Source organism: Polycladidibacter stylochi (assembly GCF_001562055.1).
Classification (GTDB): Bacteria; Pseudomonadota; Alphaproteobacteria; order Rhizobiales; family Stappiaceae; genus Pseudovibrio; species Pseudovibrio stylochi.
Genome location: NZ_LLWE01000027.1, coordinates 23,207 through 49,504, shown reverse-complemented (window position 1 = coordinate 49,504; position 26,298 = coordinate 23,207). Strand labels below are relative to the sequence as shown.

Genomic DNA, 26,298 nt, shown 5'->3' with positions numbered 1-26,298 from the left:
AATTACATATGCCCCTATAAATTAAGTGGTTTGCTTGGCAAATCAAGTGCACATTGCTTTTGTTTGAAATTACCTTTCAGGTATTTGCGCGGTAACTTCAATTTCTACTTTCATTTCCGGCTCAATTAAATCACAAATAATCATTGTAGCAGCCGGGCGAATTTCGCCAAAATACTCCCCTAAAACTGAAAAGACTGCGGCAACATAAGCTCTGTCAGTAACAATATATCGGCAACGCACAATATCTCGTAGAGAGCTGCCCTCTTGCTCCAGCACACTTTTTATAGTCTCTAAGGTATTCACTGTTTGAACGGCCACATCCTCTGGCATCTGCATGGTTTTGTAATCGTAACCAGTTGTTCCAGATAGGTGAATAAAGTTATCCTGCACAACAGCACGCGAATAACCGGCTGACTTTTCAAATGGCGATCCAGAAGAAATTAGCTTACGTTTCGACATTTATACGCCCCCCAAAGGTACTAGTTGCTCATTTTCAAAGACTTTGCAAAAACAGTGTAAATATATTGCACCGCAATAACATATACCAAATAGTATATAATTGCGCGCTAATTTAAGTGTTTAGGAGACATAGCATGGCTTGCCAAACCACAACATTGCCTCGTGATAAATCGGAAAAAGCAACAACCGGTAACTTTTTCGAAGACTTCACAATAGGAATGGTTATTGGACATGCTACCCCGCGCACACTAACAAATGCAGACCAAGCCCTTTATACCGCTTTGTATGGTTCTCGCTTTGCTTTGCAATCTTCAGCCGAGTTTGCACGCCACATGGGCCACACGCAGGCACCACTTGATGACCTGCTGGTTTTTCATGTCATTTTTGGCAAAAGCGTGCCTGATATCTCCCTCAATGCTCTTGCAAACTTGGGGTATGCCAACTGCCGGTTCATCAAACCTGTGTACTCGGGGGACACACTCACAGCTCAATCGACAGTGATTGGCTTAAAGCCAAACTCCAACGGCAAAACAGGTGTTGTTTATGTTGAAACAACAGGGAAAAACCAACGGGATGAAACTGTATTATCATTCAACCGTTGGGTAATGGTGAAAAAGCGCGATGAAGCAGCAAGTACAAAAGAACATAGTCCTGCCCCAATGCCAAAAGTTGTTTCAACGAACGAATTAGGGTTAGCTATCCCACACTTTGGGCCGGTTCATTGGAACTCAACCCTCTCTGGTAGTGAGTATCTTCTTGGCGATTATCATGTTGGCGAGCGCATAAACCATATTGATGGCGCAACAGTTCAAGAGGCCGAGCACCAAATGGCCACCCGCTTGTACCAAAACACCGCTAGAGTTCACTTCGATGCCCACTACACTGCAAACTCGCGCTTTGGCCGCCCACTCATTTATGGCGGGCATGTCATTTCCATAGCCCGCGCACAGTCCTTTAACGGTCTCGCCAACGCTTGCAATATAACAGCAATTAATGGAGGCAGGCACATCGCCCCATTATTTGCTGGTGATACTGTTTATAGCTGGTCCGAGATAATCGACAGCACCCGACTAAAAAACAGAGATGAGATAGGTGCTCTACGTATTCGCACAATTGCCACCAAAAATCGCAGCTGCGAAGATTTTCCCTATAAAGATCAAGAGGGCAAATACGACGAGGGCGTTATACTTGAACTAGATTACTGGGCGACGATACCCACCTAAGGTACGTTCTCGTCTAACCACAATTCGCTCATAGGTTTGAGCCTTGCATAAAGTGCCAATACCATTTTTCGGCTCGTTTCCCCTTGCCAACCGGATGGAAAAAAGTGAGGCGGCAAATCCGGGTGACGTAAAAGAATACGTCGCCAACGGTGGATTAATAAAGTGCGAAGTGCGATAGCCAATAGCGGGGTCAATTCTGCCTTTTCTGCAAGGCATGACTTGAGCTCTACAAGCTGGCAAACTAAATTTGCATAGCTTTCAAATACCGCTGGCTTACCGCATATTTGTTTCACCCATTCCGGTATCGTTTTTAAATCACCCTCGACTATCAAGATATCTTTTAAATCTGGAATTTCTAGGTGACAGCCGCCTAAGTAGATTTCCGAGGATAGTTTTAAATAAGAAGCCTTGGACAGTGTTTGTTCAAGTTGCGCGCGCTCAGATGCCCTAACCGGCGGACACATAACCAGCCGCCACTGCTTTGGTGCTGTTTCAGGCTGCGTGGCATAAATCCGTTTACTCGCTCCGCCAAAGGTTTCAAGCCCCAATGGCGAAAGACGATACAAACTGCTACGGCCAACTTTGCTTCTCGTCAACCAGCCATCTTTAGCAAGCCGCGAAATCGCCACCCTTTGCGCTTCAGACTTTATACCCAAAACGCTTGTTAGCTGTGCCAATGCACCACTAGAGATAGCGCCACCACGCGGCAGCACTGCATCTCCAAAAATACTTATAATAACCGACCATACTTTCCACTCGCTTTTATCCATAAGCAGGGAAAGGCAAGGGTCGGGTTGTTCTTGATCGACCATACGCGAACTATAAGTCCTTCCTCACGCATCGCAATTGCCCAAAGGACGAAAGGAAAGTACAGTCATATTTTACTTATCACCAACATTAATTGCCTAGACAAGGGGCAAACCAATTCGGCTTGCCCCTGTAAGTTTTTAGGCCTCATCACCATACGCATTCATCGTATGCAACTCGTAATTGGCAACCTGCTCTTTATCTTGGTTGAATAAAGTTACATTCCAGCGGACTTCTCCATATTCATCTGTTCGCTTGGTTTTACGTTTTACGGTTAAGCGAACTGAAATTTTGTCACCTGCAACCACTGGCTTTTGGAAACTCAAGCCCTCAAGCCCTGTATTCGCAAGTACAGGCCCCGGGTTTGGCTCCACAAAAAGTCCGGCAGCAAAGCTGAGCAACAAATAGCCATGAGCTACACGACCAGGGAAGAATGGATTTGCCGCAGCGGCTTCTTCATCCATGTGGGCATAGAAAGTATCACCCGAAAAATGGGCAAACTTTTCAATATCTTCCAGTGTTATCTCTCGTTCCGGAGTATATAGGGTTTCTCCCAGTTCCAGAGCATTAAAGCTTAGTGTGAATGGGTGAGCAGGTGGTGTTTTTTCTGCAGCTCCGGATATCCATGTTTCACCAACCGCAGAAAGTATATCTGCGCTTCCTTGAATAGCGGTACGCTGCATATAATGCATGACCCCGCGCACACCGCCAAGCTCTTCACCACCGCCAGCGCGACCCGGCCCGCCATGCACCATGTGGGGTAACGGAGAGCCATGACCGGTACTTTCTTTCATGCTATCACGGTTATTGAAATACAATCGCCCATGATATGCAGCAGAAGACAGCGCCATTTGACGAGCAACAGCAGGGTCATGCGTGATAACAGATGCCACCAGCGAGCCCCCCCCGCGATTGGCCAACTCACCCGCATGAGCGATATCGCGATACCCCATCAAGGTGGATACTGGCCCAAAAGCCTCGACACTATGCACAGTCGTGGCGTGGTCCGGATCATCCAGGCGGAACAGCATTGGAGAAACGAACGCACCGTTTTCGGTCCCTTCCCCTTCAGGCTTGAAGTTGCCGTCGCCCCCGAATATCTGTTTGGCTTCTTGCCCAATTGCAGCAGCCTTGTCCAAAACATCGCGTTTTTGGCTAGCAGAAACCAATGCACCCATACGTACGTTTTCTAGCCGCGGATCACCAACCACCGTTTTTTGCAGGCGGGCAATCAAAGCTTCACTCACAGGATCTATAAGTGATTGAGGCACAATCATACGGCGGATCGCTGTACATTTTTGCCCAGCCTTAACGGTAATCTCGCGTGAAGCTTCCTTGATAAACAAATCAAATTCAGGAGTACCAACCACAGCATCCGGTCCAAGAATCGAGGCATTCAAGCTATCTTGCTCGGAATGGAAACGTACAGAGTTAACCCGTAAATTCTCGGTTTGACGCAGCATCAGTGCTGTTGAAGCGGAACCGGTAAAGCTTACAACATCCTGACAGCCCAGCTGGTCGAGCAAGTCGCCAGTGCCACCAGTAATCAGCTGAAATGAGCCTTCAGGAAAAATACCACTTTCAACCATTAACCGGAAGCATGCCTCGGTAACATAAGATGTTGCCGTTGCAGGTTTTATAATGGCCGGAACACCAGCAAGCAGTGTTGGCGCGAGCTTTTCCAGCATACCCCATACAGGAAAATTAAACGCATTAATATGTACAGCGACACCTTGGAGCGGCGTGCAAATATGCTGACCTAAAAAGCTGCCAGAACGCGATAACTGCTCAACATCACCATCAAGATAAACATGCGCATCAGGCAATTCGCGGCGCCCCTTCGAGGCGAAAACGAACATGGTGCCAATACCGCCATCGATATCTATCATGCTATCTGCTTTGGTGGCACCAGTAAGATATGAGAGCTCGTAGAGCTTATCTTTATACCCGCTCAGGTAAGTCGCCAGCTCTTTAAGTTTACGAGCACGTTGATGAAACGTCATGGCTCGTAACGCTGGACCACCAACATTTCGGCCAAATGCAAGCATTGCACCAAAGTCTATTCCATTGTTGCCTGCAAGCGCGACTTCCTCACCCGTAATTGCAGATTGAATTTTACGTGCACTGGCATCAGGACCAACCCATTTGCCTGCCGCAAAACTTTGCAATTCCATTACGCCCATAACAAAACCCTCATTTCTAGGGAAGATCCCATATCAAAACGGCCCAACCGCCAGCTAGTTTTCTCAAAGGACGATCACAGATCACCTCATGGCGTTGGGACAATAACAATCGTTGGGAGCACCGATGAGGTGCTCCATCTGCGAACTACATTTGGTTCGGTAAGAACAAGGTCAGCGCTGGCACTCCGACGAGTAAGGCCAGGCGGAATAAGTCAGCAACCCAAAACGGGGTGACACCCTTAAAGATTGTGGCTGTCGAAACGTTGCCAACAACACCTTTCAAGATAAACACATTCAGACCAACTGGCGGCGTGATTAAGCTGATTTCCGTAACAACAACTACAACAATACCAAACCAAACGGCATCAAAACCCAGCGATGTGACAAGCGGGAAGAAAATCGGGACTGTGAGTAGCAACATGGACATGCTTTCAAAAACACAACCCAGCACAATATACACCGCGATGATCAACAGCATAACGATCATAGGCGAGACAGAGTAAGCAGTCACAATTTCAATCAAAGCCTCGGGCAAACCAGCAAGGTTAACGAAATTGGAAAAAATCTGCGCGCCAATAAGAACAGCAAATAGTGCAGCAGTGGTGTAAGCCGTTTCCTTCAAGACATCCAATGTATCTTTAAAGCTCAGATTCCCGCGTGAAAGCGCGATCAAGTAGGCTCCCATAGCCCCCATGCCAGCCGCTTCAGTTGGAGAAAACGTCAGGTTAAGCGGTGCAAAATCAAAAGCCCCGTAAAGCCCGCCAATAACAATGAAGAATAACAGTAGGACAGCCCAAACGCCCTTAATCGCTAACAAGCGCTCGCGCCACGATGACTTTTCACCAGCAGGCCCTGCCTCAGGATTGCGATAAACGGTCCAGCGCACAGCAAAAAGGTAAAACAAAATCCCAAGCGTGCCTGGAATAATACCGGCAATAAACAGCTTGCCGATTGATGTTTCTGTCAGCAAACCATAAAGCACCAAAATCACGGAGGGCGGAATAAGAATGCCAAGCGTACCACCAGCTGCGATTGACGCTGTTGATAGGCCATCATCGTATTTATAGCGTCGCATTTCAGGCATTGCCACTTTTGACATTGTTGCCGCTGTTGCAAGTGAAGAACCACAAATTGCAGAAAATCCGCCACAAGCCACAACTGTTGCCATGGCTAAACCACCGCGCATATGGCCAAGAAATGCGTTTGACGCTGCATAAAGCTCTCGGCTTAACCCGCCTTTATTGACGAATAAACCCATCAAAATGAACAGGGGAACAACAGAAAGGCCATAGTCCTGCGACATGTCCATAACCTGTCGGCCAACCATAGACATGGTGCCATTATAGCCCCGCTCGCTCATATAACCTAACGTACCAACCAGCCCCATGGCAAAAACGATAGGTACACGCAATAATACCAGGAGCAAGACAGCCCCGAACCCTATAAGTGCAGCAACCATACCTAGCTCCTCCCCCGAAGAATATTGGCAACCTGTGCCAAGCCTTGCACAACCATTGCAATGCCAGTCAGCCCTGCTGCAAATGCAATAAACCATCCGATAAGATAAACTGGTATGGCCACATACTCGGTTACATCTCCGTAAGAACGCGCGCGCTCGGCTAAAACCCATACACGCATAACCGGCCAATACATGAGAACGCCAAATACGAGGCTAATCAGTGCATCACGCCACCGGTGGAGCCGTAACCTCAGGAAAAACCCGTCCAGCAGATCCACATTGATGTGGCCCCCACGAACAGAAATTATCGGCATAACAGCAAAAACAATTATCGCCATTAAGATACGCGTCAACTCTGTTGCCGGTTCAAACGGAGCATTAAAAAGTGAACGCATCATCACATCGCAAAATGTCATGACCATAAGCGTAAAAAGAGCGAGCGAAGCCAGCCAGACCGGCATTTTAATCAGCCGCTCCGAGAAACTATGTAGTTGTGACATGAAAAAATTCCCGGGTTTTAGAGGCCCTGTCGCCAGGACCTCTAACAGCCTTTAATTCTTGGCCATTTCGTCCTTGATCATTTGATAGGCTGCCTCTGCATCAACGCCTTCTTTAGAAACTTCAGCCAGAACGCTTGCTACAACGCTTGCACTTAAATCTTTAAAGTCTTCAATGTCTTGTGGACTTGCTTTGTTAATGCTGTTGCCTTCAGCCTTCAATGTTGCTTCCATTGATGCTGCATCACCCATATCCCAGACTTTGCCAATTGCTCGGCTAGCAGGTTCGCCAAACACTTTGCTTTCCAATGCCTCCTGGATATCCTTTGGCAAATTTGCAAAGGTATCTTCGTTCATAATGAAGGCAAAAGAACCGCGGTAAAGCCCGCCTGGCATATCGTAAACATTTTCTGCAACTTCGGTAAGCTTGAAGCCAAGCCGAGAATCTATAGGCATAACAACACCATCCGCAGATTTCGACGCAAGCGTTTCATAAACTTTTGGAGCTGGTACTGAAATACCTGTAGCGCCCAAAACTTTACCAATGTCACCGCCAACACCACCTGGAACACGAAGCTTCAAGCCTGCAATTTGTTTAAGGCTTGTAATTTTCTCGTGGCTCATGAGTTGTGCAGCACCATGCGTATGCAACGCAACCACTTTCACGCCACGATGTTCATTCGCTTTTTCAAGGTATTTTTTGTAGGTACGCCAATACGCAACTGAAGCTGCTTCGGCAGAGCCTTCGTAACCAGGCAATTCGATAAGCTTTGTTGTTGTAAACCGTCCGGCCTGATAGCCATGGAAAATAATCGAAAGGTCGGCGGCACCATCCATAACCAGATCCATTTGAGCTGGTGGCGGCGCTAGGCCCAGTTTCAATTCTGTTGTTACGCGCCCGCCTGTAGCCTCTTCCACCATTTTGGTAAAAGTGGGCCACATCTTGGCGTTAATGTTATGTGTTGGTGGAGCCCAACTAGATATTTGCAATGTATACTCGGCCGCAGATGCACCAAAGCTTGCCACAGCCAAACCAGCACCAATAATTAAAGATGTAATCCGATTAGTTTTCATTTCATTCCCTCCCTGAATGAGATTTAAGTATTTTTAGCTCAGCGCCTTAGCAATCTCCCAAGATTGCGGGCTCTGTTCGGCAACGCGCTGCATTGCAGATGCAATTCGCTCAATGCCGACTTCCTGTGCATACTGCATCGGACCACCGCGCCAACGTGGAAAGCCGTAGCCATGCAATTGCACCAAATCCACATCCTGAGACCGCTCAGCAATCCCCTCCTCTAGAATGCAGAAACCTTCATTCACCAAAACCGCAAGCATGCGCTCGGTAATTTCATCGCCAGTAAATGTTTGCCGTACAACACCTTGACGAGCGGACCACGCCATAATCATGTCTTCAACTTCCGGGTCAGCTAATGGCTTACGCTCTCCCTCAACGTACTGATACCAGCCACGACCACTGCGTTGTCCAAAATGCTCTTTTTCACAAAGTAGATCACCAAATGGAATGTAGCGTTCTTGCGTTGGCCGCGTTGCAGCTTGCCGCTTACGGTTCGCCCATGCTATTTGTAGGCCTGTCAAATCTTGCAGTTCAAAAGGCCCCATAGGCATACCGAACCGTCGTAATGCTGCATCAATTTGCTCGGGTAAGCAGCCATCAGCCAACAAGTAATCGGCTTGTCTGCGGAACGCTGCCAACATCCGATTACCAATAAATCCGTCACAAATACCTGAAACCACACTAGTTTTTCGCAGGCGCTTACCCAGTTGCAAAGCACTGGCTAGCGTCTGCTTACCGGTTGTTGGTAACTGAACAACCTCAAGAAGCTTCATGATGTGTGCAGGGGAAAAGAAATGCATCCCAATACAACGCTCAGCACCATCAATTCCTTCAAAGATATCCATCGGGTCAATGTAGGAGGTATTCGTCGCCAGTATGGTCTTCTCAGAAACGACAGGCGCAAGCTTTGCAAAAACTGCCCGCTTCACCTCTAAATCTTCAAAAACAGCTTCAACCGCCAAGTCAACATGTGCAGCATCACTATAATCATGACTTGAGCGATAAGCCTCTAGCATTTTGGCTGATTTTTCGGCGCTGACCTTGCCGCGTTTTACAGCCCCTTCAATTAAGCCTGCAACACGCTTTGCACCCGCTTCAGCTGCTTGGGCATCCCTTTCAAGCATAATCACTTCTAGCCCAGCCATTAAGGCGGATAGAGCAATTCCTGAACCCATAAGCCCACCACCAACCACAGCAATAGCGTTGATTTCTTTTGCTTCAACTTCCTTCAATATTGCAGGTTTGGCTGCCGTTTTTTCTGCGAAGAAAGCATGACGCAATGCGCGGGATTCTGCACTATCACGAAGAGCAAGGTGTAGAGCTCGTTCCTTTTGTGTTGCTTCAGAAAATGAAAACTCGCAGGACCACTTTACTGCTTCATAATTATGAAAGGGGGCTGACGCGCCTTTAGAGCGTGCTTCGATTTGAGTGCGCTTTCCCTCAAAATCGGCAGTTAGACAATACGGCGTTTCTTGTTGCGAAAGAGCAACCGGACGCTCGGGCATATTCTCTACAAATTCTTTTGCGCAAACAAGCAAGTCACGTCCTGTGACAAGATCTAGCCCGCCCAACTCATAGAGCTTTTCAGCATTTAACTGAACACCTAAAGCACACATATCGATAGCGTGAAGTGCGCCTATTAGGCGAGGTAGTCGTTGCGTTCCACCAGCCCCAGGAATAAGGCCAATATTAACCTCGGGAAAACCGAAGCGCGTTTTTGCATCAGCAATACGAAAAGCACAACCCAGAGCAATTTCAAAACCACCCCCAAGTACAGTCCCATGCATCGCAGCAATAAACGGAATAACCGACCGCTCGATAGCTGAAACAACATCAGGCAAGTGGGGCTCTTTGGCTATCGTTCCAAACTCTGTAATATCGCCACCCGCAATGAATGTGGAGCCTGCGCAAAACAGCACAGCCGCCTTAACACCGCTCTGAGCATTCACAGTTTCTACCGCCTGAAGCAGTCCTGCACGTACAGCCTGTGAGGTAACATTAACCGGAGGGTTATTCACCTCGACGAAAGCGATTTCATCTTCAAAACGAACTGTTACTACTGATTGCGATCCCATTCACTCTCTGCCCTAGCTGGCCTTTAGCAGCCATCACTTCCATCAATCCCAGAAATATCACATAAATACCTATCACAGGTTTTTTAAAAGGAAACCCTAACACAAAGAACTATTGACCAACCGGTCGGGTTATGCAACCGTATTTTGAAACATTTGGAATGGATAATTAGTATGAGTGATACTATTATTACTGAAACCCATGAAAACTGGGTTCAGATAACATTAAACCGACCTGAAAGATTGAATGCTTTTAATGATGAAATGCATTTAGCTTTACGCGAGTCATTACAAAATGCACAAGCTGATGCAAATTGTAGAGCAATTTTGCTGACGGGTTCAGGGCGAGGTTTTTGTGCGGGGCAAGATTTGGGAGATCGAGACCCGAACAAAATGACGGAGCCACCTAACCTAGGAGAAACACTTAGCAAATTCTACAATCCTAATGTGTCGCTCATCCGTAATATGCCCAAGCCAGTTATCTGTGCTGTTAATGGTGTTGCAGCTGGAGCCGGCGCCAATATCGCCTTTGGTTGCGACATAACTTTTGCTGCCGAATCGGCGAAATTTATTCAGTCTTTTGCCAAGATTGGCTTGGTACCAGATGCAGGTGGAACCTGGTTGCTACCTCGCCTTATCGGAGAGCAAAGAGCTAAGGCGATTGCACTAACAGCACAACCTATCTCCGCCAAGCAGGCCGAAGAGTGGGGCATGATTTGGCAAGCCACAGCTGACGATGCTTTGCTAGCCACTGCGCAAGCATTCACAAAACAGCTCGCTAGTGGCCCAACAGTTGGCTTTGCTCTCACTAAAAAAGCCATGCACCAGGCAGCAACAAATAGTTTTGAACAACAAGCAGAGTTGGAAGCCGCGAGCCAACAACAGGCAGGACGCAGCCAAGATTACGCAGAGGGCGTAAGTGCTTTTCTTGAAAAACGCCCCGCAAATTTCAAGGGAGTATAAATTATGGCTCTCACTGCACAGCAAAGGGCAGAAAAAAGCGCCACAGCCATGTGGTCTAGTGATGAAGCCTCAAAATGGCTTGGTATGAAAATTGAAAGAGTTGCTCCGGGAGAGGCAACCCTATCAATGACCATCGAAAGTCACCACGCCAATGGGCACGGAATTTGCCATGGCGGCGTCATCTTCTCGTTAGCTGACAGCACATTCGCGTTTGCTTGTAACAGCTACAACGAGCAGGTTGTCGGCCAACACGCCAACATTTCATACCTTAGCCCCGGCAGGCTCGGCGATACGCTTACTGCGACAGCAAAAGAACTATCAAAAACCGGGCGCTCAGGAATTACTGATGTCTCCGTTTGCAATCAGGACGGAATAAAGATTGCAGAATTCCGCGGTTTTTCACGCGTTATCAAAGGCCAACATTTTCAGGAATAACAAGGCGGCCAACAATTATTAATGACCTTGGGAGGGACATATGGAAGATTTAACACCAAGACGTGAAGATTTAGACCCAATTGAAATTGCATCGCGTGATGAAATAAGCACATTACAGTTAAAGCGTATGAAGCAATCGCTTCAACATGCCTATGATAATGTTCCGCTTTACAAACAGCGCTTTGACGAAGCTGGCGTGCATCCAGATGATTTGAAATCACTTAGTGATCTGTCAAAGTTTCCATTCACTTATAAACAGGACCTGCGCGACACATATCCATTTGGTATGTTTGCAGTCCCTCAAGATAAAATTGTCCGCTTGCATGGCTCATCTGGCACCACAGGAAAACCAACTGTTGTTGGATACACACAAAATGACCTAGATGTTTGGGCAAGTGTTGTTGCTCGCTCGCTGCGAGCATCAGGAACCCGCCCTGGTGACATCGTACACAACGCCTATGGTTATGGTCTTTTCACCGGTGGCATGGGTGCACATGCAGGCGCTGAAAAGCTTGGCTGTACTGTCGTACCCGTTTCCGGTGGTATGACATCACGCCAAGTGCTTTTAATTGAAGACTTTAAACCAAGTACAATTATGGTGACACCTTCATATATGCTCAATATTCTTGAAGAGTATCACCGTGAAGGCCTAGATCCACGCAAAAGCTCCTTGAAGGTCGGCATTTTTGGTGCTGAGCCTTGGACCAACGCCATGCGTAAAGAAGTTGAAGAAGCCTTTGATATGCATGCTGTGGATATCTACGGGCTATCGGAAGTAATTGGGCCCGGTGTTGCCAACGAATGCGTCGAAACAAAAGATGGCCTGCATATTTGGGAAGATCACTTCTACCCTGAAGTTATCAACCCGGAAACAGGTGAACCTGTCGCAGATGGTGAAATAGGTGAACTGGTATTCACCTCGCTGACTAAAGAGGCACTACCAATTGTGCGTTATCGAACCCGTGACTTGACAAGGCTTTTGCCTGGCACTGCCCGCTCAATGCGGCGTATGGAAAAAATCACCGGTCGTTCGGACGATATGATTATTCTTCGTGGTGTAAATGTTTTCCCAACACAAATCGAAGAACAACTGATTGCTACTGATGGACTATCGCCGCACTTCCAAATCGAGCTTTATAAAAAGGGCCGAATGGATGCGATGCGGATTCATGTTGAAGCAATGCCAAATGCCACCAGTTCAGAAGCGAAAGACACGTCCGCCTATCATTTTTCCAAACGCATAAAAGATACTGTTGGCATTAGTGCCCAAGTCGTAGTAGCAGATCCTGGTGTTGTGGAACGCTCCCAGGGGAAAGCAAAGCGCGTCGTCGATAATCGCGCTAAGGAGTAACAATTGGCTCGTACGATCGCAAAAGATCACGATGTGAAACGCCAGTTGATTCAAGATACAGCCGCCCGCGTTTTTGCCGAAACCGGCTTTGACCGGGCGTCGATGAGTCAACTGGCTAAAGAATGTGGATTATCAAAGGCAGCAATCTATCACTATTACGATAGTAAAGATTCGCTATTATTTGACATCCTCGATAATCATTTAAAAGCATTAAGGGACCGCGTTTTGTCGGTCCCGCGCAATGGCAGTGACCCACAAAAATACCTACAAGAGCTTCTAGAGGAAATACTTCTTGCTTACCGCGGTGCCGATTTTCAGCACCGCGTACAAATTGATGCTATGGCCTATTTGCCACCCGAACAACAAACACAACTAAGATCCTATCAACACGCGCTCGTTCAACTGGTTTCAGATTGCTTAATTGAATTATCACCGGATACGCTCACGAGTGACAAGCGTAAGCTCAAAGCCACAACCATGTCGGTTTTCGGTATGTTGAACTGGTTCTATATGTGGAACAAAGATGCTCGGGAAGAGGCCCGTATAGAGTATGCAAACGTAGTCGCAAACCTGATTATGAACGGCATAAAAGGGGTCTAGCTTTTCGCTATCACCAGCATCCAGTATTATTAACGTAAAACAATTGCATTGAAGCCCGCTCCGATAACGAAGCGGGCTTCAGCACACTTAGCTGGTTATGCTTGTTGGGCTACAAGATATACACGGGAGTACCAGTAAGTGTGCAGCTCTCCGGGAATTAAGAGAGCTGCAATCTTAAGCTATTGGTCGAAGTCAATAACGACCTTGTCACTCACTGGGTAACATTGGCAAGAAAGCACATAGCCTGCTTCAACCTCGTAGTCTTCCAATGCATAATTGGCGACCATTTCGGTTTCACCTTCAATCACTTTGGCCTTACAAGTGGAGCAAACACCACCCTTACAAGAATATGGCGCATCCATATTCGCCGCCAAAGCTGCTTCCAGAATTGACATGCCGCTTTTAGGGATACTCAAACTACGAGAAGTCCCATCGAGTTTTACGACGGCTTCACATTCCTCATCAGCTTCGCCCGTGGTATGTGCTGCTTTCGCCTGCTTGAGCTGGCCTTGTTGAGGTGCGCCAAATAATTCGAATTTAATTTGCCCTTTCTCCATGCCGTGCTCTTGCAGACTATCGCTAATCATATGCATGACAGGCTCAGGACCACAGATAAATGCGGTGTCAACAGCATCAACAGGTACCCAATGGGCAAATAGTTCTTTTAGTTTTTCTGGCGAAAGCCGCCCTGTAAACAGGTCAATATCCTGCGCATCGGCCTTCAATATGTGAATTACCGTAAGCCGTCCCATATAGAGGTTTTTCAAGTCCTCAAGTTCTTCGCGGAACATAATCGAATTCACAGAGCGGTTTGCATAAACCAAAGTAAACGATGAATGTGGTTCGCGTGCCAACACGCTTTTTAAGATCGAAAGAATTGGCGTAATACCAGAACCAACCGCAAACCCTATGTAATCCTTAGCGTTTTTAGCATCTAATTCGGTATAAAACCGACCTGCCGGAGACATGGCTTCCAAGGTGTCTCCAACTTTTAGCTCCTCATTGGCAAAACTAGAGAAGCAGCCCCCGCTCACCCTTTTGATGCCTACTTGTAACTTATCCTCATTCACACCAGAGCAAATGGAATAAGAACGCCGGACCTCTTCACCATCAAAGTCTTTTTTGAAAGTGAGGTACTGTCCTTGCGTAAAATGAAAATCTGTTGTGTCTGCTGCTTCGGGCTGTAATGTGAGAACCACCGCGTCACGCGTGGTTTTTTCCAAACCTGTAACAGTTAATCGATGAAATCTAGCCATCATCTATCCTAGATACATTTGAAGTAGTCAAAGGGTTCAAGACAAGAGCGACAACGCCAGCTTGCTTTACAAGGCGTTGAACCGAACTGGCTCACCAGTTCCAAATCCGAGCTGCCGCATTGCGGACAGGCTTTAGGCTTGCCACTGGGTTGCGGCGGTGCAATGCCATAATCTGCGAGCTTTTGCCGGCCTGATTTAGAAATCCAATCCGTAGACCAGGGCGGCGAAAGCACTGAGACCACTTGAAAATCACTAGGGCGCAACCCTTTTTCATAGAGTTTAGCCCGAACATCATCGTGAATGATACGTGTCGCCGGACAACCGCTATAGGTGGGCGCAACATTTACAAGCCATGTATCGCCATCGCGCTTGATCTCGCGGATCACCCCCAAATCAACGAGGGAAACCACGGGGATTTCGGGATCTGGAACTTCTTCCAGCCACTGGCGGATTTCGCTTTCATTTACCGCACTTGCTTGAACCATACTCATGACACTCTCCCGCCTAACTTACCAAGTCGAACCGGGATATGCCCGTTGCAAGAATTGCATTTCAGCCAAAATGAAGCCGAGATGTTCACTATGCGTGCCATGCTTACCCCCCTTATGGGCATAGCCTTCATCGGGTACATTTAGCTTGGCCTGTGCAAAATAGGGGCGCATCAAGGTTTCCCAACGTGCTTTCAGACTGCTAGGAAGAGGTGCAATAGCAGCCTCACTCAGCAATTTATCCTCTGGCTCATCAATGAACATTTCACCCACATAAGGCCACAGCTCATTTAAAGCTTGCTGCATCCGGCGATGGCTCTCTTCATTGCCGTCCCCCAGGCGTACCACCAAATCGCTAGAACGCTCGAGATGGTAAGTCACCTCTTTTTTTACCTTTAGGGCAATCTCTTTAACCCGCTCATTTGAAGAGCGTGTCAGCTCGGTAAGGATCAAGCTTTGGAAGCCATCAAACAAAAACTGCCGCATTAAAGTTTTGCCAAAGTCACCATTTGGTAATTCGACAAGTAGCAGATTTCTAAAATCAAAAGCATCTCGCAGATATGCCAAGTCATCGGCACTACGCCCGGCACCTTCCAGTTCTCCGGCAAGTCCAAGCCAAAGCTGGGTTTGGCCAATCAAATCCAGCGACATATTGGCAAGCGCAATGTCCTCTTCCAGTACAGGCGCGTGGCCACACCATTCAGATACCCGATGGCCAAGCACCAGTGTGTTGTCACCCATACGGCAGAGGAACTCAAACAAGGCTTTATTTAATGTATCGTCGCTCATGTTAAAGCCCTTTCAGTTCCTCAGGCATTGGAAAGAAAGTCGGATGGCGATAAACCTTGTCCTGAGACGGGTCAAATAGTGGACCTTTCTCGCTTGGGCTGGAGGCTGTAATATCTTCAGCTTTCACCACCCAAATGCTTAAACCTTCATTACGGCGTGTATAAACATCACGGGCACTTTTCAACGCCACTTCCGCATCAGGTGCATGTAAACTACCAACGTGGCGATGTGCCAGACCATGTTGACCACGAATAAAGACTTCCCAAAGAGGCCATTCATTTTTCATAGGTTCTCTCCCTAAACCTGTCCTATTATTCCGCCGCTTCGGCAGTGTTTGCTTTTTCCGCATGAGCCATCAAACCTTCGCGGAACCAAGCGCCGTCTTCCCATGCCTTGACCCGCGCATCCATACGCTCTTTGTTACAAGGTCCGTTGCCCTTGATAACTTCAAAGAACTCGTTCCAGTCTGGGTCAGTGTAATCATAGTGACCGCGCTCTTCATTCCACTTGACGTTTTCGTCCGGAATGGTCAGTCCCAAATATTCGGCTTGCGGCACTGTCTGGTCGACGAATTTCTGGCGTAGCTCATCGTTGGTGTTCAGTTTGATTTTCCAAGCCATTGACTGAGCAGAGTGGATTGAATCCTTATCGGATGGACCAAACATCATGAGCGAAGGCCACCAAAAGCGGTTAAGCGCATCTTGCGCCATGCGCTTTTGTGCTTCACTGCCAAACGCCATTTTCATCATGATGTCATAGCCTTGGCGTTGGTGGAAGGATTCCTCTTTACAAATACGGATCATCGCCCGTGAGTAGGGTCCAAACGATGTACGCTGCAAGGGTACTTGGTTCATAATCGCCGCACCATCAACCAGCCAGCCAACAGCACCGATATCAGCCCAGTTTAGCGTTGGGTAGTTGAAGATCGAGCTGTATTTTGCTTTGCCGCTATGTAACTGCTCGTATAACTCATCACGGCTGACACCGAGCGTCTCAGCAGCGCAATAAAGATAAAGCCCGTGTCCTGCTTCATCTTGCACTTTAGCAAGCAAAATCGCTTTACGTTCCAACGTTGGTGCGCGGGTAATCCAGTTTCCCTCTGGCAATTGGCCCACAATTTCGGAATGGGCGTGCTGCGATATTTGCCGCACCAGTGTTTTGCGGTAGCCCTCTGGCATCCAGTCTTTGGGCTCTATTTTCTCGCCCGCATTAATCCGCTCTTGGAAGGCGCGCTCTTGCGGTTCCATATCCTCTAATGCTCGCACCGCATGACCGGTGGACTTAACCATTTGTGCATACATAGCTCTTCCTTTCCGCTCAAACGCGCTCAATAATCATCGCGATACCTTGACCAACACCCACACACATGGTGCACAGCGCATAACGCCCACCAGTACGTTGCAGCTGGTTCGTTGCTGTAAGTGCCATACGCGCCCCGCTCATACCCAGAGGATGACCAAGCGCTATTGCACCGCCATTGGGGTTCACGTGCGGCGCATCATCTGGCAAACCCAGCTCACGCATAACTGCCAGTCCTTGGGCTGCAAACGCCTCATTCAACTCGATCAAATCCATTTGATCCAACGTCAAACCTGCAAGCTTCAAAACCTTGTTTGTTGCCGGCAATGGCCCCATACCCATGATACGCGGAGGCACACCCGCAGCAGCCATGGCTACAACCCGCGCTTTGGGTGTTAACCCATGAGACTTGGCTGCGCTTTCACTAGCCAAAAGCAACGCAGCAGCACCATCATTCACGCCCGAGGCGTTACCGGCTGTGACTGTCAGATCTGGTCCGTTTACACCGCGCAGACCACCAAGCTTTTCTGCACTTGTGCCTGGGCGCGGGTGCTCATCGACACGTACCTCAACCGGATCGCCTTTGCGCTGCGGGATCGTGACTGCACACGTCTCTTCCGAATAGATCCCAGCTTCTTGAGCTGCCTGCCAACGTGCCTGCGAACGCGCTGCAAATGCGTCTTGATCGGAGCGCGAGATGTTATAGTCAGCAGCCACATTGTCTGCGGTTTGTGGCATGGAATGCGTGCCATGAGCTGCATCCATTTTTTTATTTATAAACCGCCATCCAATTGTGGTGTCATAAACTGCATTCGCCCGTGTAAAAGCTGTTTCGGCCTTAGGCATTACAAAGGGCGCCCGGCTCATACTTTCAACACCTGCAGCGATCACAAGTTCGTAATCACCTGCTTTAATGCCACGCGCAGCCATGCCCACAGCATCTAGGCCAGAACCGCAAAGACGATTGATTGTCGTACCCGGAACATCAACGGGCAGCTCGGCCAAAAGCGCTGCCATACGGGCCACATTGCGGTTGTCTTCACCAGCTTGGTTGGCACAGCCCATAATCACATCATCGACCAGCGACCAATCCACGCCAGGGTTTCGCTTGACCAACTCTTGCAAAGGCAGCGCTGCCAAATCATCCGCTCTAATGCTGGATAGAGCTCCCCCATATCGCCCTATCGGCGTGCGTATGCCATCGCAAATAAAAGCATCCATTCCCGGTTTTCTCCCAATTCCGGTGATAGTTTCGCACTTTCGACCGTGCGGTTGGTTTTTAATATGTTACAAATATATTAGTATGTCAAATATTTTGTAACTCTTCTAAAGTCGCATACGACTTGGTCGGGTGGCAGCTAAAGCTATAATTATCGGGAAAATCGGGGGTTCTTTAAGTTAAAAACTATGAGAGCCTAAGAACTCACCTTGTATGCAAACTGCCGGTTTGGAATACGCCGTAAAATAGAAATCGCAGCGATTAACAGTGAAAGGTTGAAGATGCCACATCCTAGCAACTTGCCCTTGGAAATAGTTAATTGTCACTGTCACAGCTTCACGATGGATCACGTACCATCTGGCTTCCTGCCACTTGGGCTTACAAGGCTGCTTCGAACTCTACCCTTTCACCGTACAACTTCTTGGGCTTTAAGGCTTATCAGCCCGCTTGATGGCAATGATTTGTTTAGCAGATACGCCAATTTCCTTGATATTGGCGCGAAAGCCACACAAGAAGAGATTTTTGAAAAGCTGAACGGTTACTATCCAGCAAATACACGTTTTATCATTTTGCCCATGGATATGGCGTATATGGGTGCTGGCACGCCTGCCAAAACGCTGGCACAGCAACATCACGAGCTGGCAGAACTTGCCCTCAAGTATCCTAAAAGGCTAATCCCATTTATCGCTGTAGACCCCCGCCGGGAAACACACGGGGGAGAAAACCTTGAAGAGATGATTACCAAGCTACTTGAAAAGCAGCATCTTGATGGGGCCCGTATCTTCAGGGGTATAAAACTCTATCCACCTCTGGGGTATTTGCCTAACGATCCCTCACTTGAGGCGGTATGGCAACTTTGCAACGATTACCAATTACCCGTGATGACGCACTGCTCACGAGGTGGTGTTAAATCTAAAGATTTGCAAAAGGATGTGGCCGCCAGTTACGCTGATCCGGACCACTACAGGAAATTATTGAAAAAGTACCCCCAAATGAGGCTATGCTTAGCCCACTTTGGCGGCGCGCAAGACTGGGATATGTACTTTAAAGATGTCCGGAGCCGACAAGAGGCAGCTCTGCATGCACCTGACCATGAGCGCAGGCACATGAATTGGCTGACAAAAATCATGCAGATGATTAAGTCTGGTGAGTACCCCAACCTATACACCGACATATCATACACAGTGTTTTACATGGTTAAATACATGCCGGCACTCAAGGTCTTTTTATGGGACGAAACACTTCGCAAGCGCACGCTGTTTGGTTCTGATTACTATATGGCCGAGCAAGAAGAGTTTGAAGAACGATTTCTCTCGATGAGGCTACGCGCTGAACTTGGCGATGGCATTTTTAAAACCATCGCCTGCCAAAATCCATTAGAATATTTAGGTGAACAGCCCACAGTGGGTGCTTAGTCGCACCTCTTAACAATGCAGGCCTCACGTATCGAGCTATTTAACTCACTTCATGCTTACGCGCGTTTTTCGCCAACATTTCACCTTGCTTTTTCGTTAGTAGAATTTCACGGGCCTTTTCGAATTCTGGATCCTGCCAGAAAATCATGCAGCCATTACAGCCTCGGCCGCAACATCCTTCAATACCTAAACGTGGTGATTTCGGTTTTTTGTCCTCGTTCTTTTCGGCTATCGCCTCAACTAGCTTCTCACGCTGGCCTTCATACTTTCCTTGCTGCGCCTCGGTTGCATTGCCACGTGCCTGTATACGCTCGCTAATGCGGTCAAGCTTCAAGCGATTCCATTGCTGGGCAGTGAGTGATTTTTCCTTGCGTACCAAGGTGCCTTGTGGGAAGCGGGCTTTAAAGCTCTCCACATCTTCATGATCGAACAAAGAAAGTGGGATGCGAATTAACGGTTGGGCACCCGCATGAATTTCACTGGTAATTTCGCCATTTTTGCGCACATTTTCAAATTCATAAATGCGCAGCAAAACACTATCTCGTTCTAATGGCGGTAAAAACTCAAGCACATCACCAGCTTGTAACTTATTCTTTACCTGCATTAAAATTGCATCATCGGTAATATCTTCAATGATACCGGCGAATTCCCATTCCCCAATTGAGTGGGTATCTTCATAATTATGCGCAAAATTGTTTAACCGGCCATCATGGAACGCTGTGGTGTAGCCGCGGTTAGCAACCGAATACATCTCGTCCATATATGGCTGTGGATTCCAGTTTTCCGGATCCTTGTAGTAATCGTCAATCGCCATGCGGTAGGCACGCGCAACCACACCCACATAATACATGGATTTGCCTCGCCCCTCGACTTTTAGCGAATCGACACCAATTCGCAGGAAGTCGTTAAGTTTGGGCATTAAGCATAAATCTTTTGAATTCAGAATATAAGAGCCACGGCCATCTTCTAAAATTGGCATCAACTCGCCAGGACGACAACCTTCTTCGAGCAAAAACTCGAACATATCGATGTTGTTTTCGTTAAGCTCTAGTTCCTCGATTGTGCCATCTTTCATACGCATACGAACTTTATAGTTCCAGCGACAAGAATTGGCACAGTTCCCTTGGTTTGCCCCTCGTTCTGCCATAAAGTTAGAAAGCAAACAGCGCCCCGAGTAAGTCATACACATAGCACCGTGCACAAAAGCCTCTAAGCGAATATCCGGGCACTTCTCGCGAATTTCTTCCAACTCGGGGAAGGAGACCTCGCGCGCAAGTACAACAAGATCTGCCCCCTGCTCTTTCCAAAAGTCGACAGAGAGCCAAGAGCACACGTTCGCCTGTGTCGAAATATGAAGCGGGACATCTGGTAGTTTTTTACGCATATACTGAAAGACGCCAGGGTCCGCGATAATCAGCCCATCAGGATTTATCTCGCGGATTGTCTCGGCATATTCATCCAATTTTGGCACGTCTTTGTTATGTGAAAACAGATTCAAAGTCAGATAAACTCGCTTGCCATGCGCATGGGCAAAGGCAATCCCCTCAACCACTTGTTCAAGTGTGAATTCTGATTTGGTACGCAAAGACATATCCGGTGTACCAAGATAAATGGCATCAGCACCGTAAAGCACAGCAGTTTTCAATTTCTGCAAATTGCCCGCAGGCATAAGCAGTTCAGATGTTCTCTTCATGACACTAGGCTTTTTTTTAGCTGCCAAGAGCGGTGGGCTCCAAGTGGCGCAGGCAATTCATGGCATTGCTCATATTGCGCTGGCATATTCCAACATGTCGTTGGTTTTAAGCGATTTTACAGAGTTTGAACAGAGAAAAACGAAAACTAAGCATTTTGCTCAGATCCATAGAAGAAAACAAAAGAATTTCATCGCAGAATTAAAGTGAGCGTGATTTAAAACGAAGCATCACGCCCTTTAAAATATAGTGGGCTTTTATGCGCCCACTAGTTCTTTGAGGTTTTTACCGGCTGTAACTTTCGGGTCGCTACCTAGCTCCATTTGTCGCTCAAGCCAGTTGCAAAATTTTGATATTTTTTCTTCATCTCGACGTTTTTCACGCCAAATCATATCAAAGCTCACACCCTCTTGCTGATGTTCTGGAAAGAGGGGAACAAGTTGACCGCCTGCTTCTGCATCAGCACTAAATAAGCTAGATTCAAGCACAATTCCATCTCCAGCAATAGCAGCATTAATCGCAAAAGATGAACTGTCTGAAACCATAACTTCTTTCATTACGGCATCTTGAACACCAGCGTGAGCAAGCCAAGTCTCCCAACTCATGGGCGCGTCTACACTCATAATTGTAGGGAGCTCCATTAGTTCCTGCGGCTTACGCGGGTAACCAAGACGCTCTAACAATACTGGAGAAATTAGCGGACGCACTTTAGCGCGGCCAAGTGATAGCGTCTCATATCCTTCCTCAAGGTCTTGCTTGGGCAAAAAGTACACATCGTACTGGCCGTTATCAAGCTTAACTGATTTTTCAGAAAGGCATGAAACCACTGTCGTGAGGCCCTCGTTTGCTGCAGCAAACTGGCGCACACGTTTCATAAGCCATAACTCCGCTAAGCTTGGCGGGCAAAAAATTGTTAGAGTATCTCTATTTCCAACTGTTTCTACTGCTTTGGTCGCAGCGGCAATTCGGTCAAAAGCATCAGAAATTTCTGCGGCATAACGATGCGCGGCAGCGGTTGGAAAAACAGCGCGCGAGCGCCTCTCGAAGAGCTCAAGCCCCAAATGATCTTCAAGGGCTTTCAGTCTATGACTAACTGCACTTGCTGTAATGGCCAGTTTTGAAGCAGCAGCTACTAGACTACCGGTCTCCATAACAGCTCTAAATGCAACTAATGCGTTTAATGGTGGCAAACGATTCATGAAAGGCTTCTATGATACCTGATGATAATAAATGAACACGGTAAGACTACATCAGCTATACTGAATAGCACAAGTCAATTAATCGATTAAATTTCGATATAAATATGAATTACTCATTTTTTACTTTCCCTATGCATTAGTCATGATTAAGAAAAACTAAATTACATATTATTTCGTAGTCGACAACTGTCAAAAATTATTAGGAAACTTGGCCTAATTATTATTTAACTAACATATTTTGTTAAATAATTATGACGCTTATCGCTGTATTAGTGGTTTGCTTTAATCAGCTTGCTAGCTTAGCGCTAGTCTACAATTGATGAATATAATGATTGAAATCTTTAAAGTATCTATAGATTTTAATATTTACTTTTCTGCCCTTTCTCTTTCAAACTAGAAAGCCGTTAAGGAAGATGGTGCACTGACCATAAAGCAACGATGCATACCAATTTTTAATACTTTCAATATGACAAAATACTAATATTAGGAATCCAAGTGTAATATTTTAAGTAATCAGCGTTTTAAATAAATCCAAAATAATATAATTATCCCTGTGGAGTAAAATATTCATATAAATCATTTGTTTTGCGAATTAATTACGCTCTCATATGAATCGGTAAAATATTATCGTTCTTCATATTTTCTATTGCTAAACTTGAGCGAGCATTACTAATTTATCCAAGTTACAATTAACGCTCGTTCAATTCACAATTTTAGCTTCACATAATACAACTTTGCAGTTCACAAAAAACAATCATTCCCCTTCCTGTGGCTGACTCTGGACTACTTATCTCAGTTGGCTGACACAGGTTTTATAATTGAATACACCATTTAACCAGAACGACTGGCGATATTTCTAATGCGACAGATCCGCCCAGCCCAGACGGTCTAAGGTTCAGATCACCCTTACTAAATATATATTAAAAGCGCTCAGATATCCGTAGTCTCAACAATTCAATGTCCTCTTGACCTATACAATAATTTACTAGAAAAAACGAGGATGCACCTTTTAAAACCCTATATAATATTGATATTATTCGGTTTTCACCTTAGCGCATCTCCTCCTTTTTTCTGAAACCTCATTCACTGCAAACAGGAAATCGGATTAACCAAGGCAATTATTAAGCACTATTTGAAAGTAAAGGCACCTGTCAAAGTAAGGGTGGTGTTTTATATCCTAAGCAGGCTGCCGTATAGGTTTTCTATTTACTTTGTTTATACTAGACTTATTAGAGCAATCTAATAGGCTTTTAGCAATGCAGTTTAACTTACTCGTATTGTACGAGTTTGCCCTTTTAATTCAGAAATTTATTTTGGTTACAAAAAAAATGGTGCGATCCTTCGAAACTCCCTCTATTCTCTCTTCAGCTCAAAAAGACATGACTGGGGAATCACTTAATTCTCACCTATCACTTTGGGGAGATGGTATGTCAGAAAAAGGCAGCCGAGAACAAATACGACAGCAAAACAGAGATTATATCCTGAGCACCTTACGAAAGGAAAAGCTCATTGCGAGAATTGAACTCGGGCAGATAACCGGCTTATCACCAGCAACTGTTACCTCCATTACTGCCGACCTTCTGGAACTGGGCCTTATTGTCGAACATCATGAAATTGCCAATAAAGAACCCAAAGGAAGGGGGCGCCCACGCTGTATGCTTGGCCTCCAACCGAATGTGGCTTGCATTGTTAGCGTAAAACTATCTGTTGATCACATTCAATTTCTATTATGCAACTTTGCCGGCCAAATCACCCAGCAAAAGATCGTAAATTTCTCATCTCGCAAAGCAACACGTGAACACTTTACCCAGCTACTAATTGAAGAGCTCCAAGATTTTCTGGACGAGAACCCTATTGAGGCAAAACACTTGGCCGAAATTGGATTGGCTGTACAAGGTGTGGTCGATACACAAAAAGGCACCATAGTCTGGAGCCCCGCGCTGACAGATAGAGATATTGATATCGTCAGGACGATAAAAACCCATTTTGGGGTAAACTGTCTACTGTCCAATGACACAAATATGATTGCAGAAGCACTTTATAGAGCTAACCCCAATAAATATGGCGAAAACTTCGTGGTTATCTATATGGACCAAGGTGTCGGTGCAGGCTTCATCATCGATGGGCAATTATATACAGGGCAAACCGGTGCCGCAGCCGAATTCGGCCATTCATTACATATACCAGATGGCGCATTATGCAGCTGTGGCCGCCGCGGTTGTCTGGAAGCATACATGGGTGATTATGCTATTATTCGGCAATACAACGACATGCCTGTTGATAGCGCCCCACAACAGGTCGGCGTAGAGTGGAAGGATATCGAGGAAATAATCCAGGCTGCAAGAGCAGGAAATGAAAAGGCCAAACAAGTATTTTCAAACCTAGGCAAAACTCTTGGTATCGGAATTACGCGCCTGATCGCTCTTCTTGATATCAAGAAAATTTACCTTACAGGCAGAACCACCTCAGCCTATGACCTTATGCAAGATTCATTGGTAAACAGTTTAGATGAGTCCCTAGTTTCTTCACTCGACAACGAGTTGTCGATAGAGGTCTTACAAGGTGACGAAAGTTTGATCGAGCGCGGCATTGTTGCCAAGGCAATGCAACGGTTAGACAAAAAGCTATTGGCGAAGCGCTAAACTGATTAGCTACGCTCCAAAATCATTGCGGTAGCAAGGCCACCAGCCGCCGCAATCGCTGCCAATCCCTGAGCTTGGTATGGAGCTGTTTTAAGCTCATGAAACAGCCGCGTTGCTAATATCGCACCTGAAGCGCCAATTGGATGCCCACGTGCCAATGCGCCGCCGCCGACGTTCACTTTGTCCATTTGAAATGAGAAGGGCGCAATGCAGGCCAATGCTTGTGCCGCAAATGCCTCCATCAACTCAATACAATAAAAGTTCTGACCCGGGTTTGTGTCTTCGCACAACAGACGCGATATTGCTTGAATTGGTACTAAGCCTGGCTGTTTACTATCCCCGCCAATTCGACATTGTGCGCGAATACGGACAGTACTTTTGCATTTCATTAGCTGTGCTGTTTCCTCATCAACAACAAGTAAAGCTGCAGCACCGTCGGCCTCAACCGCACAAAAAGCACTTCGCAAACTGCTTCCAGCTGCTCCATACGCAACAATGGGTGAACGTAATGCAGCTCGCTCTCGCAGTTCACGCGTATACGTATCTTGCAGGAGCTGACCATTTGGTAATGTCACCAACTCATCGTTATGTCGGCCTTCAGCCTGTGCTATGGTGGCTTTATGGTGCGATAAAACCGCGTAGGCTGCCAGCTCTTGTTCTGTATAGCCTCGCATTAAAGCTAACTCGGCCGCCGCTTCGAGCATATCGGGGTCACGCTCGGGGTCAGGAGAAAAGGGAGGGCGCTCGTAGAATTTTATTTCCTGCCCCTTTGCTCCATGTGCTCCATGTGCTCCAGCGTCTGCTGTGGCCCGCAAGGGCCTACGGCTGTAACTTTCCGCACCGCCACATAACACAATCTTCGCAGCTCCGCTTTCAATAAGCGACGCCGCCAACCCCACGCTATCTAGGCCCGAACAGCATTGGCTATCTAGTGTCATTGCTGGGCAGCTTGCTTCCAAGCCTGCAGCGAAGGAGGCAAGTCGGGCCATATTGCCACCACCACCTATGCCGTTGCCAACCAGCACCTGATCTACTTTTTGAGGTAAAACTCCAGCCTCGCTTAACACATTGCGTGCAGCCAAGGCCCATAGCTCGTAGGCATCGTAAAATGCAAGCTCTTGTCCCTTTGGCACAACCGGTGTGCGCTTTGCTCCAATAATTACCGCCTTTGGCATC

At 47.0% G+C, this 26,298-nt stretch carries 24 protein-coding genes; 8 read left to right on the top strand and 16 right to left on the bottom strand.

Annotated features, from left to right (window positions below; translation table 11 throughout):
- Positions 1 to 69: 69 nt before the first annotated feature.
- On the bottom strand, positions 70 to 459 hold the full coding sequence (locus AYK67_RS11455; protein ID WP_068086665.1) for a RidA family protein: 390 nt from the start codon (positions 457 to 459) through the stop codon (positions 70 to 72).
- Positions 460 to 593: 134 nt separating this feature from the next.
- On the opposite strand from AYK67_RS11455, the gene AYK67_RS11450 reads away from it, so the two are divergent.
- The gene (locus AYK67_RS11450; RefSeq protein ID WP_068086663.1) at positions 594 to 1,682 is read left to right on the top strand and encodes a MaoC family dehydratase; all 1,089 of its coding nucleotides are present in this window, start codon (positions 594 to 596) and stop codon (positions 1,680 to 1,682) included.
- Here the strand turns inward: AYK67_RS11450 and AYK67_RS11445 are convergent.
- The 6 genes from AYK67_RS11445 to AYK67_RS11420 all read right to left on the bottom strand — a co-directional run bounded on the left by AYK67_RS11445 (position 1,679) and on the right by AYK67_RS11420 (position 9,778).
- Positions 1,679 to 2,494: a PaaX family transcriptional regulator gene (locus AYK67_RS11445; protein WP_068086662.1), complete on the bottom strand. Its 816-nt coding sequence runs from the start codon at positions 2,492 to 2,494 to the stop codon at positions 1,679 to 1,681. The genes AYK67_RS11450 and AYK67_RS11445 overlap by 4 nt on opposite strands.
- Positions 2,495 to 2,629: 135 nt before the next feature.
- A complete protein-coding gene (gene paaZ, locus AYK67_RS11440; RefSeq protein WP_068086660.1) occupies positions 2,630 to 4,672 on the bottom strand; it encodes a phenylacetic acid degradation bifunctional protein PaaZ in 2,043 nt (680 codons plus the stop codon).
- A gap of 145 nt (positions 4,673 to 4,817) precedes the next feature.
- On the bottom strand, positions 4,818 to 6,131 hold the full coding sequence (locus tag AYK67_RS11435) for a TRAP transporter large permease (protein ID WP_068086657.1): 1,314 nt from the start codon (positions 6,129 to 6,131) through the stop codon (positions 4,818 to 4,820).
- A 2-nt stretch (positions 6,132 to 6,133) separates the two neighbouring features.
- Positions 6,134 to 6,631 carry a TRAP transporter small permease gene (locus AYK67_RS11430; protein ID WP_068086654.1) on the bottom strand — a complete coding sequence of 166 codons (498 nt, stop codon included), beginning with the start codon at positions 6,629 to 6,631 and terminating at the stop codon, positions 6,134 to 6,136.
- 51 nt (positions 6,632 to 6,682) lie between these two features.
- Positions 6,683 to 7,702, bottom strand: a complete 1,020-nt coding sequence (locus tag AYK67_RS11425; protein WP_068086651.1) for a TRAP transporter substrate-binding protein — start codon at positions 7,700 to 7,702, stop codon at positions 6,683 to 6,685.
- A 33-nt stretch (positions 7,703 to 7,735) separates the two neighbouring features.
- Positions 7,736 to 9,778, bottom strand: a complete 2,043-nt coding sequence (locus tag AYK67_RS11420; RefSeq protein ID WP_068086648.1) for an FAD-dependent oxidoreductase — start codon at positions 9,776 to 9,778, stop codon at positions 7,736 to 7,738.
- 165 nt (positions 9,779 to 9,943) lie between these two features.
- Between AYK67_RS11420 and paaG the strand changes: the two genes are divergently transcribed.
- The 4 genes from paaG to AYK67_RS11400 are packed head-to-tail and all read left to right on the top strand — an operon-like array spanning position 9,944 to position 13,124.
- A complete protein-coding gene (gene paaG, locus AYK67_RS11415) occupies positions 9,944 to 10,738 on the top strand; it encodes a 2-(1,2-epoxy-1,2-dihydrophenyl)acetyl-CoA isomerase PaaG (protein WP_208976292.1) in 795 nt (264 codons plus the stop codon).
- Positions 10,739 to 10,741: 3 nt separating this feature from the next.
- Positions 10,742 to 11,173 carry a hydroxyphenylacetyl-CoA thioesterase PaaI gene (gene paaI, locus AYK67_RS11410; protein WP_068086640.1) on the top strand — a complete coding sequence of 144 codons (432 nt, stop codon included), beginning with the start codon at positions 10,742 to 10,744 and terminating at the stop codon, positions 11,171 to 11,173.
- A 40-nt stretch (positions 11,174 to 11,213) separates the two neighbouring features.
- Positions 11,214 to 12,524, top strand: coding sequence for a phenylacetate--CoA ligase PaaK (gene paaK / locus AYK67_RS11405; RefSeq protein WP_068086637.1), 1,311 nt, complete (start codon positions 11,214 to 11,216; stop codon positions 12,522 to 12,524).
- Between the two features lie 3 nt (positions 12,525 to 12,527).
- Entirely contained in the window at positions 12,528 to 13,124 is a 597-nt protein-coding gene (locus AYK67_RS11400; RefSeq protein ID WP_068086635.1) for a TetR/AcrR family transcriptional regulator, read from the top strand.
- Positions 13,125 to 13,303: 179 nt separating this feature from the next.
- Here the strand turns inward: AYK67_RS11400 and paaE are convergent, their stop codons facing one another.
- The 6 genes from paaE to pcaF are packed head-to-tail and all read right to left on the bottom strand — an operon-like array spanning position 13,304 to position 18,177.
- Positions 13,304 to 14,380, bottom strand: a complete 1,077-nt coding sequence (gene paaE, locus AYK67_RS11395; protein WP_068086633.1) for a 1,2-phenylacetyl-CoA epoxidase subunit PaaE — start codon at positions 14,378 to 14,380, stop codon at positions 13,304 to 13,306.
- An 8-nt stretch (positions 14,381 to 14,388) separates the two neighbouring features.
- Complete coding sequence (gene paaD / locus AYK67_RS11390; protein ID WP_068087264.1) at positions 14,389 to 14,865, bottom strand: 1,2-phenylacetyl-CoA epoxidase subunit PaaD; 477 nt, start codon at positions 14,863 to 14,865, stop codon at positions 14,389 to 14,391.
- A 24-nt stretch (positions 14,866 to 14,889) separates the two neighbouring features.
- Positions 14,890 to 15,657, bottom strand: coding sequence for a 1,2-phenylacetyl-CoA epoxidase subunit PaaC (gene paaC, locus AYK67_RS11385; protein ID WP_068086631.1), 768 nt, complete (start codon positions 15,655 to 15,657; stop codon positions 14,890 to 14,892).
- A gap of 1 nt (position 15,658) precedes the next feature.
- Positions 15,659 to 15,943 carry a 1,2-phenylacetyl-CoA epoxidase subunit PaaB gene (gene paaB / locus AYK67_RS11380; protein WP_068086629.1) on the bottom strand — a complete coding sequence of 95 codons (285 nt, stop codon included), beginning with the start codon at positions 15,941 to 15,943 and terminating at the stop codon, positions 15,659 to 15,661.
- Positions 15,944 to 15,968: 25 nt separating this feature from the next.
- Entirely contained in the window at positions 15,969 to 16,958 is a 990-nt protein-coding gene (gene paaA / locus AYK67_RS11375) for a 1,2-phenylacetyl-CoA epoxidase subunit PaaA (protein WP_068086626.1), read from the bottom strand.
- Between the two features lie 16 nt (positions 16,959 to 16,974).
- Positions 16,975 to 18,177, bottom strand: a complete 1,203-nt coding sequence (pcaF, locus tag AYK67_RS11370; protein ID WP_068086622.1) for a 3-oxoadipyl-CoA thiolase — start codon at positions 18,175 to 18,177, stop codon at positions 16,975 to 16,977.
- A 339-nt stretch (positions 18,178 to 18,516) separates the two neighbouring features.
- Between pcaF and AYK67_RS11365 the strand changes: the two genes are divergently transcribed.
- Complete coding sequence (locus tag AYK67_RS11365) at positions 18,517 to 19,590, top strand: amidohydrolase family protein (RefSeq protein WP_068086618.1); 1,074 nt, start codon at positions 18,517 to 18,519, stop codon at positions 19,588 to 19,590.
- A gap of 40 nt (positions 19,591 to 19,630) precedes the next feature.
- Here AYK67_RS11365 and AYK67_RS11360 read toward each other — a convergent pair whose 3' ends face one another.
- Positions 19,631 to 21,283, bottom strand: coding sequence for a U32 family peptidase (locus AYK67_RS11360; RefSeq protein ID WP_068086615.1), 1,653 nt, complete (start codon positions 21,281 to 21,283; stop codon positions 19,631 to 19,633).
- On the opposite strand from AYK67_RS11360, the gene AYK67_RS11355 reads away from it, so the two are divergent.
- Positions 21,282 to 21,491 (top strand): hypothetical protein, encoded by a 210-nt coding sequence (locus tag AYK67_RS11355; RefSeq protein ID WP_068086609.1) that lies wholly within the window; start codon positions 21,282 to 21,284, stop codon positions 21,489 to 21,491. The two genes, AYK67_RS11360 and AYK67_RS11355, sit on opposite strands and share 2 nt — an antisense overlap.
- Positions 21,492 to 21,538: 47 nt before the next feature.
- Here the strand turns inward: AYK67_RS11355 and AYK67_RS11350 are convergent, their stop codons facing one another.
- A complete protein-coding gene (locus tag AYK67_RS11350; protein WP_082735775.1) occupies positions 21,539 to 22,480 on the bottom strand; it encodes a LysR substrate-binding domain-containing protein in 942 nt (313 codons plus the stop codon).
- Positions 22,481 to 23,907: 1,427 nt separating this feature from the next.
- Between AYK67_RS11350 and AYK67_RS11345 the strand changes: the two genes are divergently transcribed.
- Positions 23,908 to 25,122: an ROK family protein gene (locus AYK67_RS11345; protein WP_162265101.1), complete on the top strand. Its 1,215-nt coding sequence runs from the start codon at positions 23,908 to 23,910 to the stop codon at positions 25,120 to 25,122.
- 5 nt (positions 25,123 to 25,127) lie between these two features.
- Here AYK67_RS11345 and AYK67_RS11340 read toward each other — a convergent pair whose 3' ends face one another.
- Positions 25,128 to 26,297, bottom strand: coding sequence for a thiolase family protein (locus AYK67_RS11340; RefSeq protein WP_068086604.1), 1,170 nt, complete (start codon positions 26,295 to 26,297; stop codon positions 25,128 to 25,130).
- Position 26,298: the final 1 nt, after the last annotated feature.

Excerpts from the sequence above, each read along its gene's own strand:
- AYK67_RS11455 (WP_068086665.1), bottom strand. The coding sequence starts at position 459 with ATGTCGAAACGTAAGCTAATTTCTTCTGGATCGCCATTTGAAAAGTCA.
- AYK67_RS11450 (WP_068086663.1), top strand. The coding sequence starts at position 594 with ATGGCTTGCCAAACCACAACATTGCCTCGTGATAAATCGGAAAAAGCA.
- AYK67_RS11445 (WP_068086662.1), bottom strand. The coding sequence starts at position 2,494 with ATGGTCGATCAAGAACAACCCGACCCTTGCCTTTCCCTGCTTATGGAT.
- paaZ (WP_068086660.1), bottom strand. The coding sequence starts at position 4,672 with ATGGGCGTAATGGAATTGCAAAGTTTTGCGGCAGGCAAATGGGTTGGT.
- AYK67_RS11435 (WP_068086657.1), bottom strand. The coding sequence starts at position 6,131 with ATGGTTGCTGCACTTATAGGGTTCGGGGCTGTCTTGCTCCTGGTATTA.
- AYK67_RS11430 (WP_068086654.1), bottom strand. The coding sequence starts at position 6,631 with ATGTCACAACTACATAGTTTCTCGGAGCGGCTGATTAAAATGCCGGTC.
- AYK67_RS11425 (WP_068086651.1), bottom strand. The coding sequence starts at position 7,702 with ATGAAAACTAATCGGATTACATCTTTAATTATTGGTGCTGGTTTGGCT.
- AYK67_RS11420 (WP_068086648.1), bottom strand. The coding sequence starts at position 9,778 with ATGGGATCGCAATCAGTAGTAACAGTTCGTTTTGAAGATGAAATCGCT.
- paaI (WP_068086640.1), top strand. The coding sequence starts at position 10,742 with ATGGCTCTCACTGCACAGCAAAGGGCAGAAAAAAGCGCCACAGCCATG.
- paaK (WP_068086637.1), top strand. The coding sequence starts at position 11,214 with ATGGAAGATTTAACACCAAGACGTGAAGATTTAGACCCAATTGAAATT.
- paaE (WP_068086633.1), bottom strand. The coding sequence starts at position 14,380 with ATGGCTAGATTTCATCGATTAACTGTTACAGGTTTGGAAAAAACCACG.
- paaD (WP_068087264.1), bottom strand. The coding sequence starts at position 14,865 with ATGGTTCAAGCAAGTGCGGTAAATGAAAGCGAAATCCGCCAGTGGCTG.
- paaC (WP_068086631.1), bottom strand. The coding sequence starts at position 15,657 with ATGAGCGACGATACATTAAATAAAGCCTTGTTTGAGTTCCTCTGCCGT.
- paaB (WP_068086629.1), bottom strand. The coding sequence starts at position 15,943 with ATGAAAAATGAATGGCCTCTTTGGGAAGTCTTTATTCGTGGTCAACAT.
- paaA (WP_068086626.1), bottom strand. The coding sequence starts at position 16,958 with ATGTATGCACAAATGGTTAAGTCCACCGGTCATGCGGTGCGAGCATTA.
- pcaF (WP_068086622.1), bottom strand. The coding sequence starts at position 18,177 with ATGGATGCTTTTATTTGCGATGGCATACGCACGCCGATAGGGCGATAT.
- AYK67_RS11365 (WP_068086618.1), top strand. The coding sequence starts at position 18,517 with ATGGATCACGTACCATCTGGCTTCCTGCCACTTGGGCTTACAAGGCTG.
- AYK67_RS11355 (WP_068086609.1), top strand. The coding sequence starts at position 21,282 with ATGACACTAGGCTTTTTTTTAGCTGCCAAGAGCGGTGGGCTCCAAGTG.
- AYK67_RS11360 (WP_068086615.1), bottom strand. The coding sequence starts at position 21,283 with ATGAAGAGAACATCTGAACTGCTTATGCCTGCGGGCAATTTGCAGAAA.
- AYK67_RS11350 (WP_082735775.1), bottom strand. The coding sequence starts at position 22,480 with ATGAATCGTTTGCCACCATTAAACGCATTAGTTGCATTTAGAGCTGTT.
- AYK67_RS11345 (WP_162265101.1), top strand. The coding sequence starts at position 23,908 with ATGTCAGAAAAAGGCAGCCGAGAACAAATACGACAGCAAAACAGAGAT.
- AYK67_RS11340 (WP_068086604.1), bottom strand. The coding sequence starts at position 26,297 with ATGCCAAAGGCGGTAATTATTGGAGCAAAGCGCACACCGGTTGTGCCA.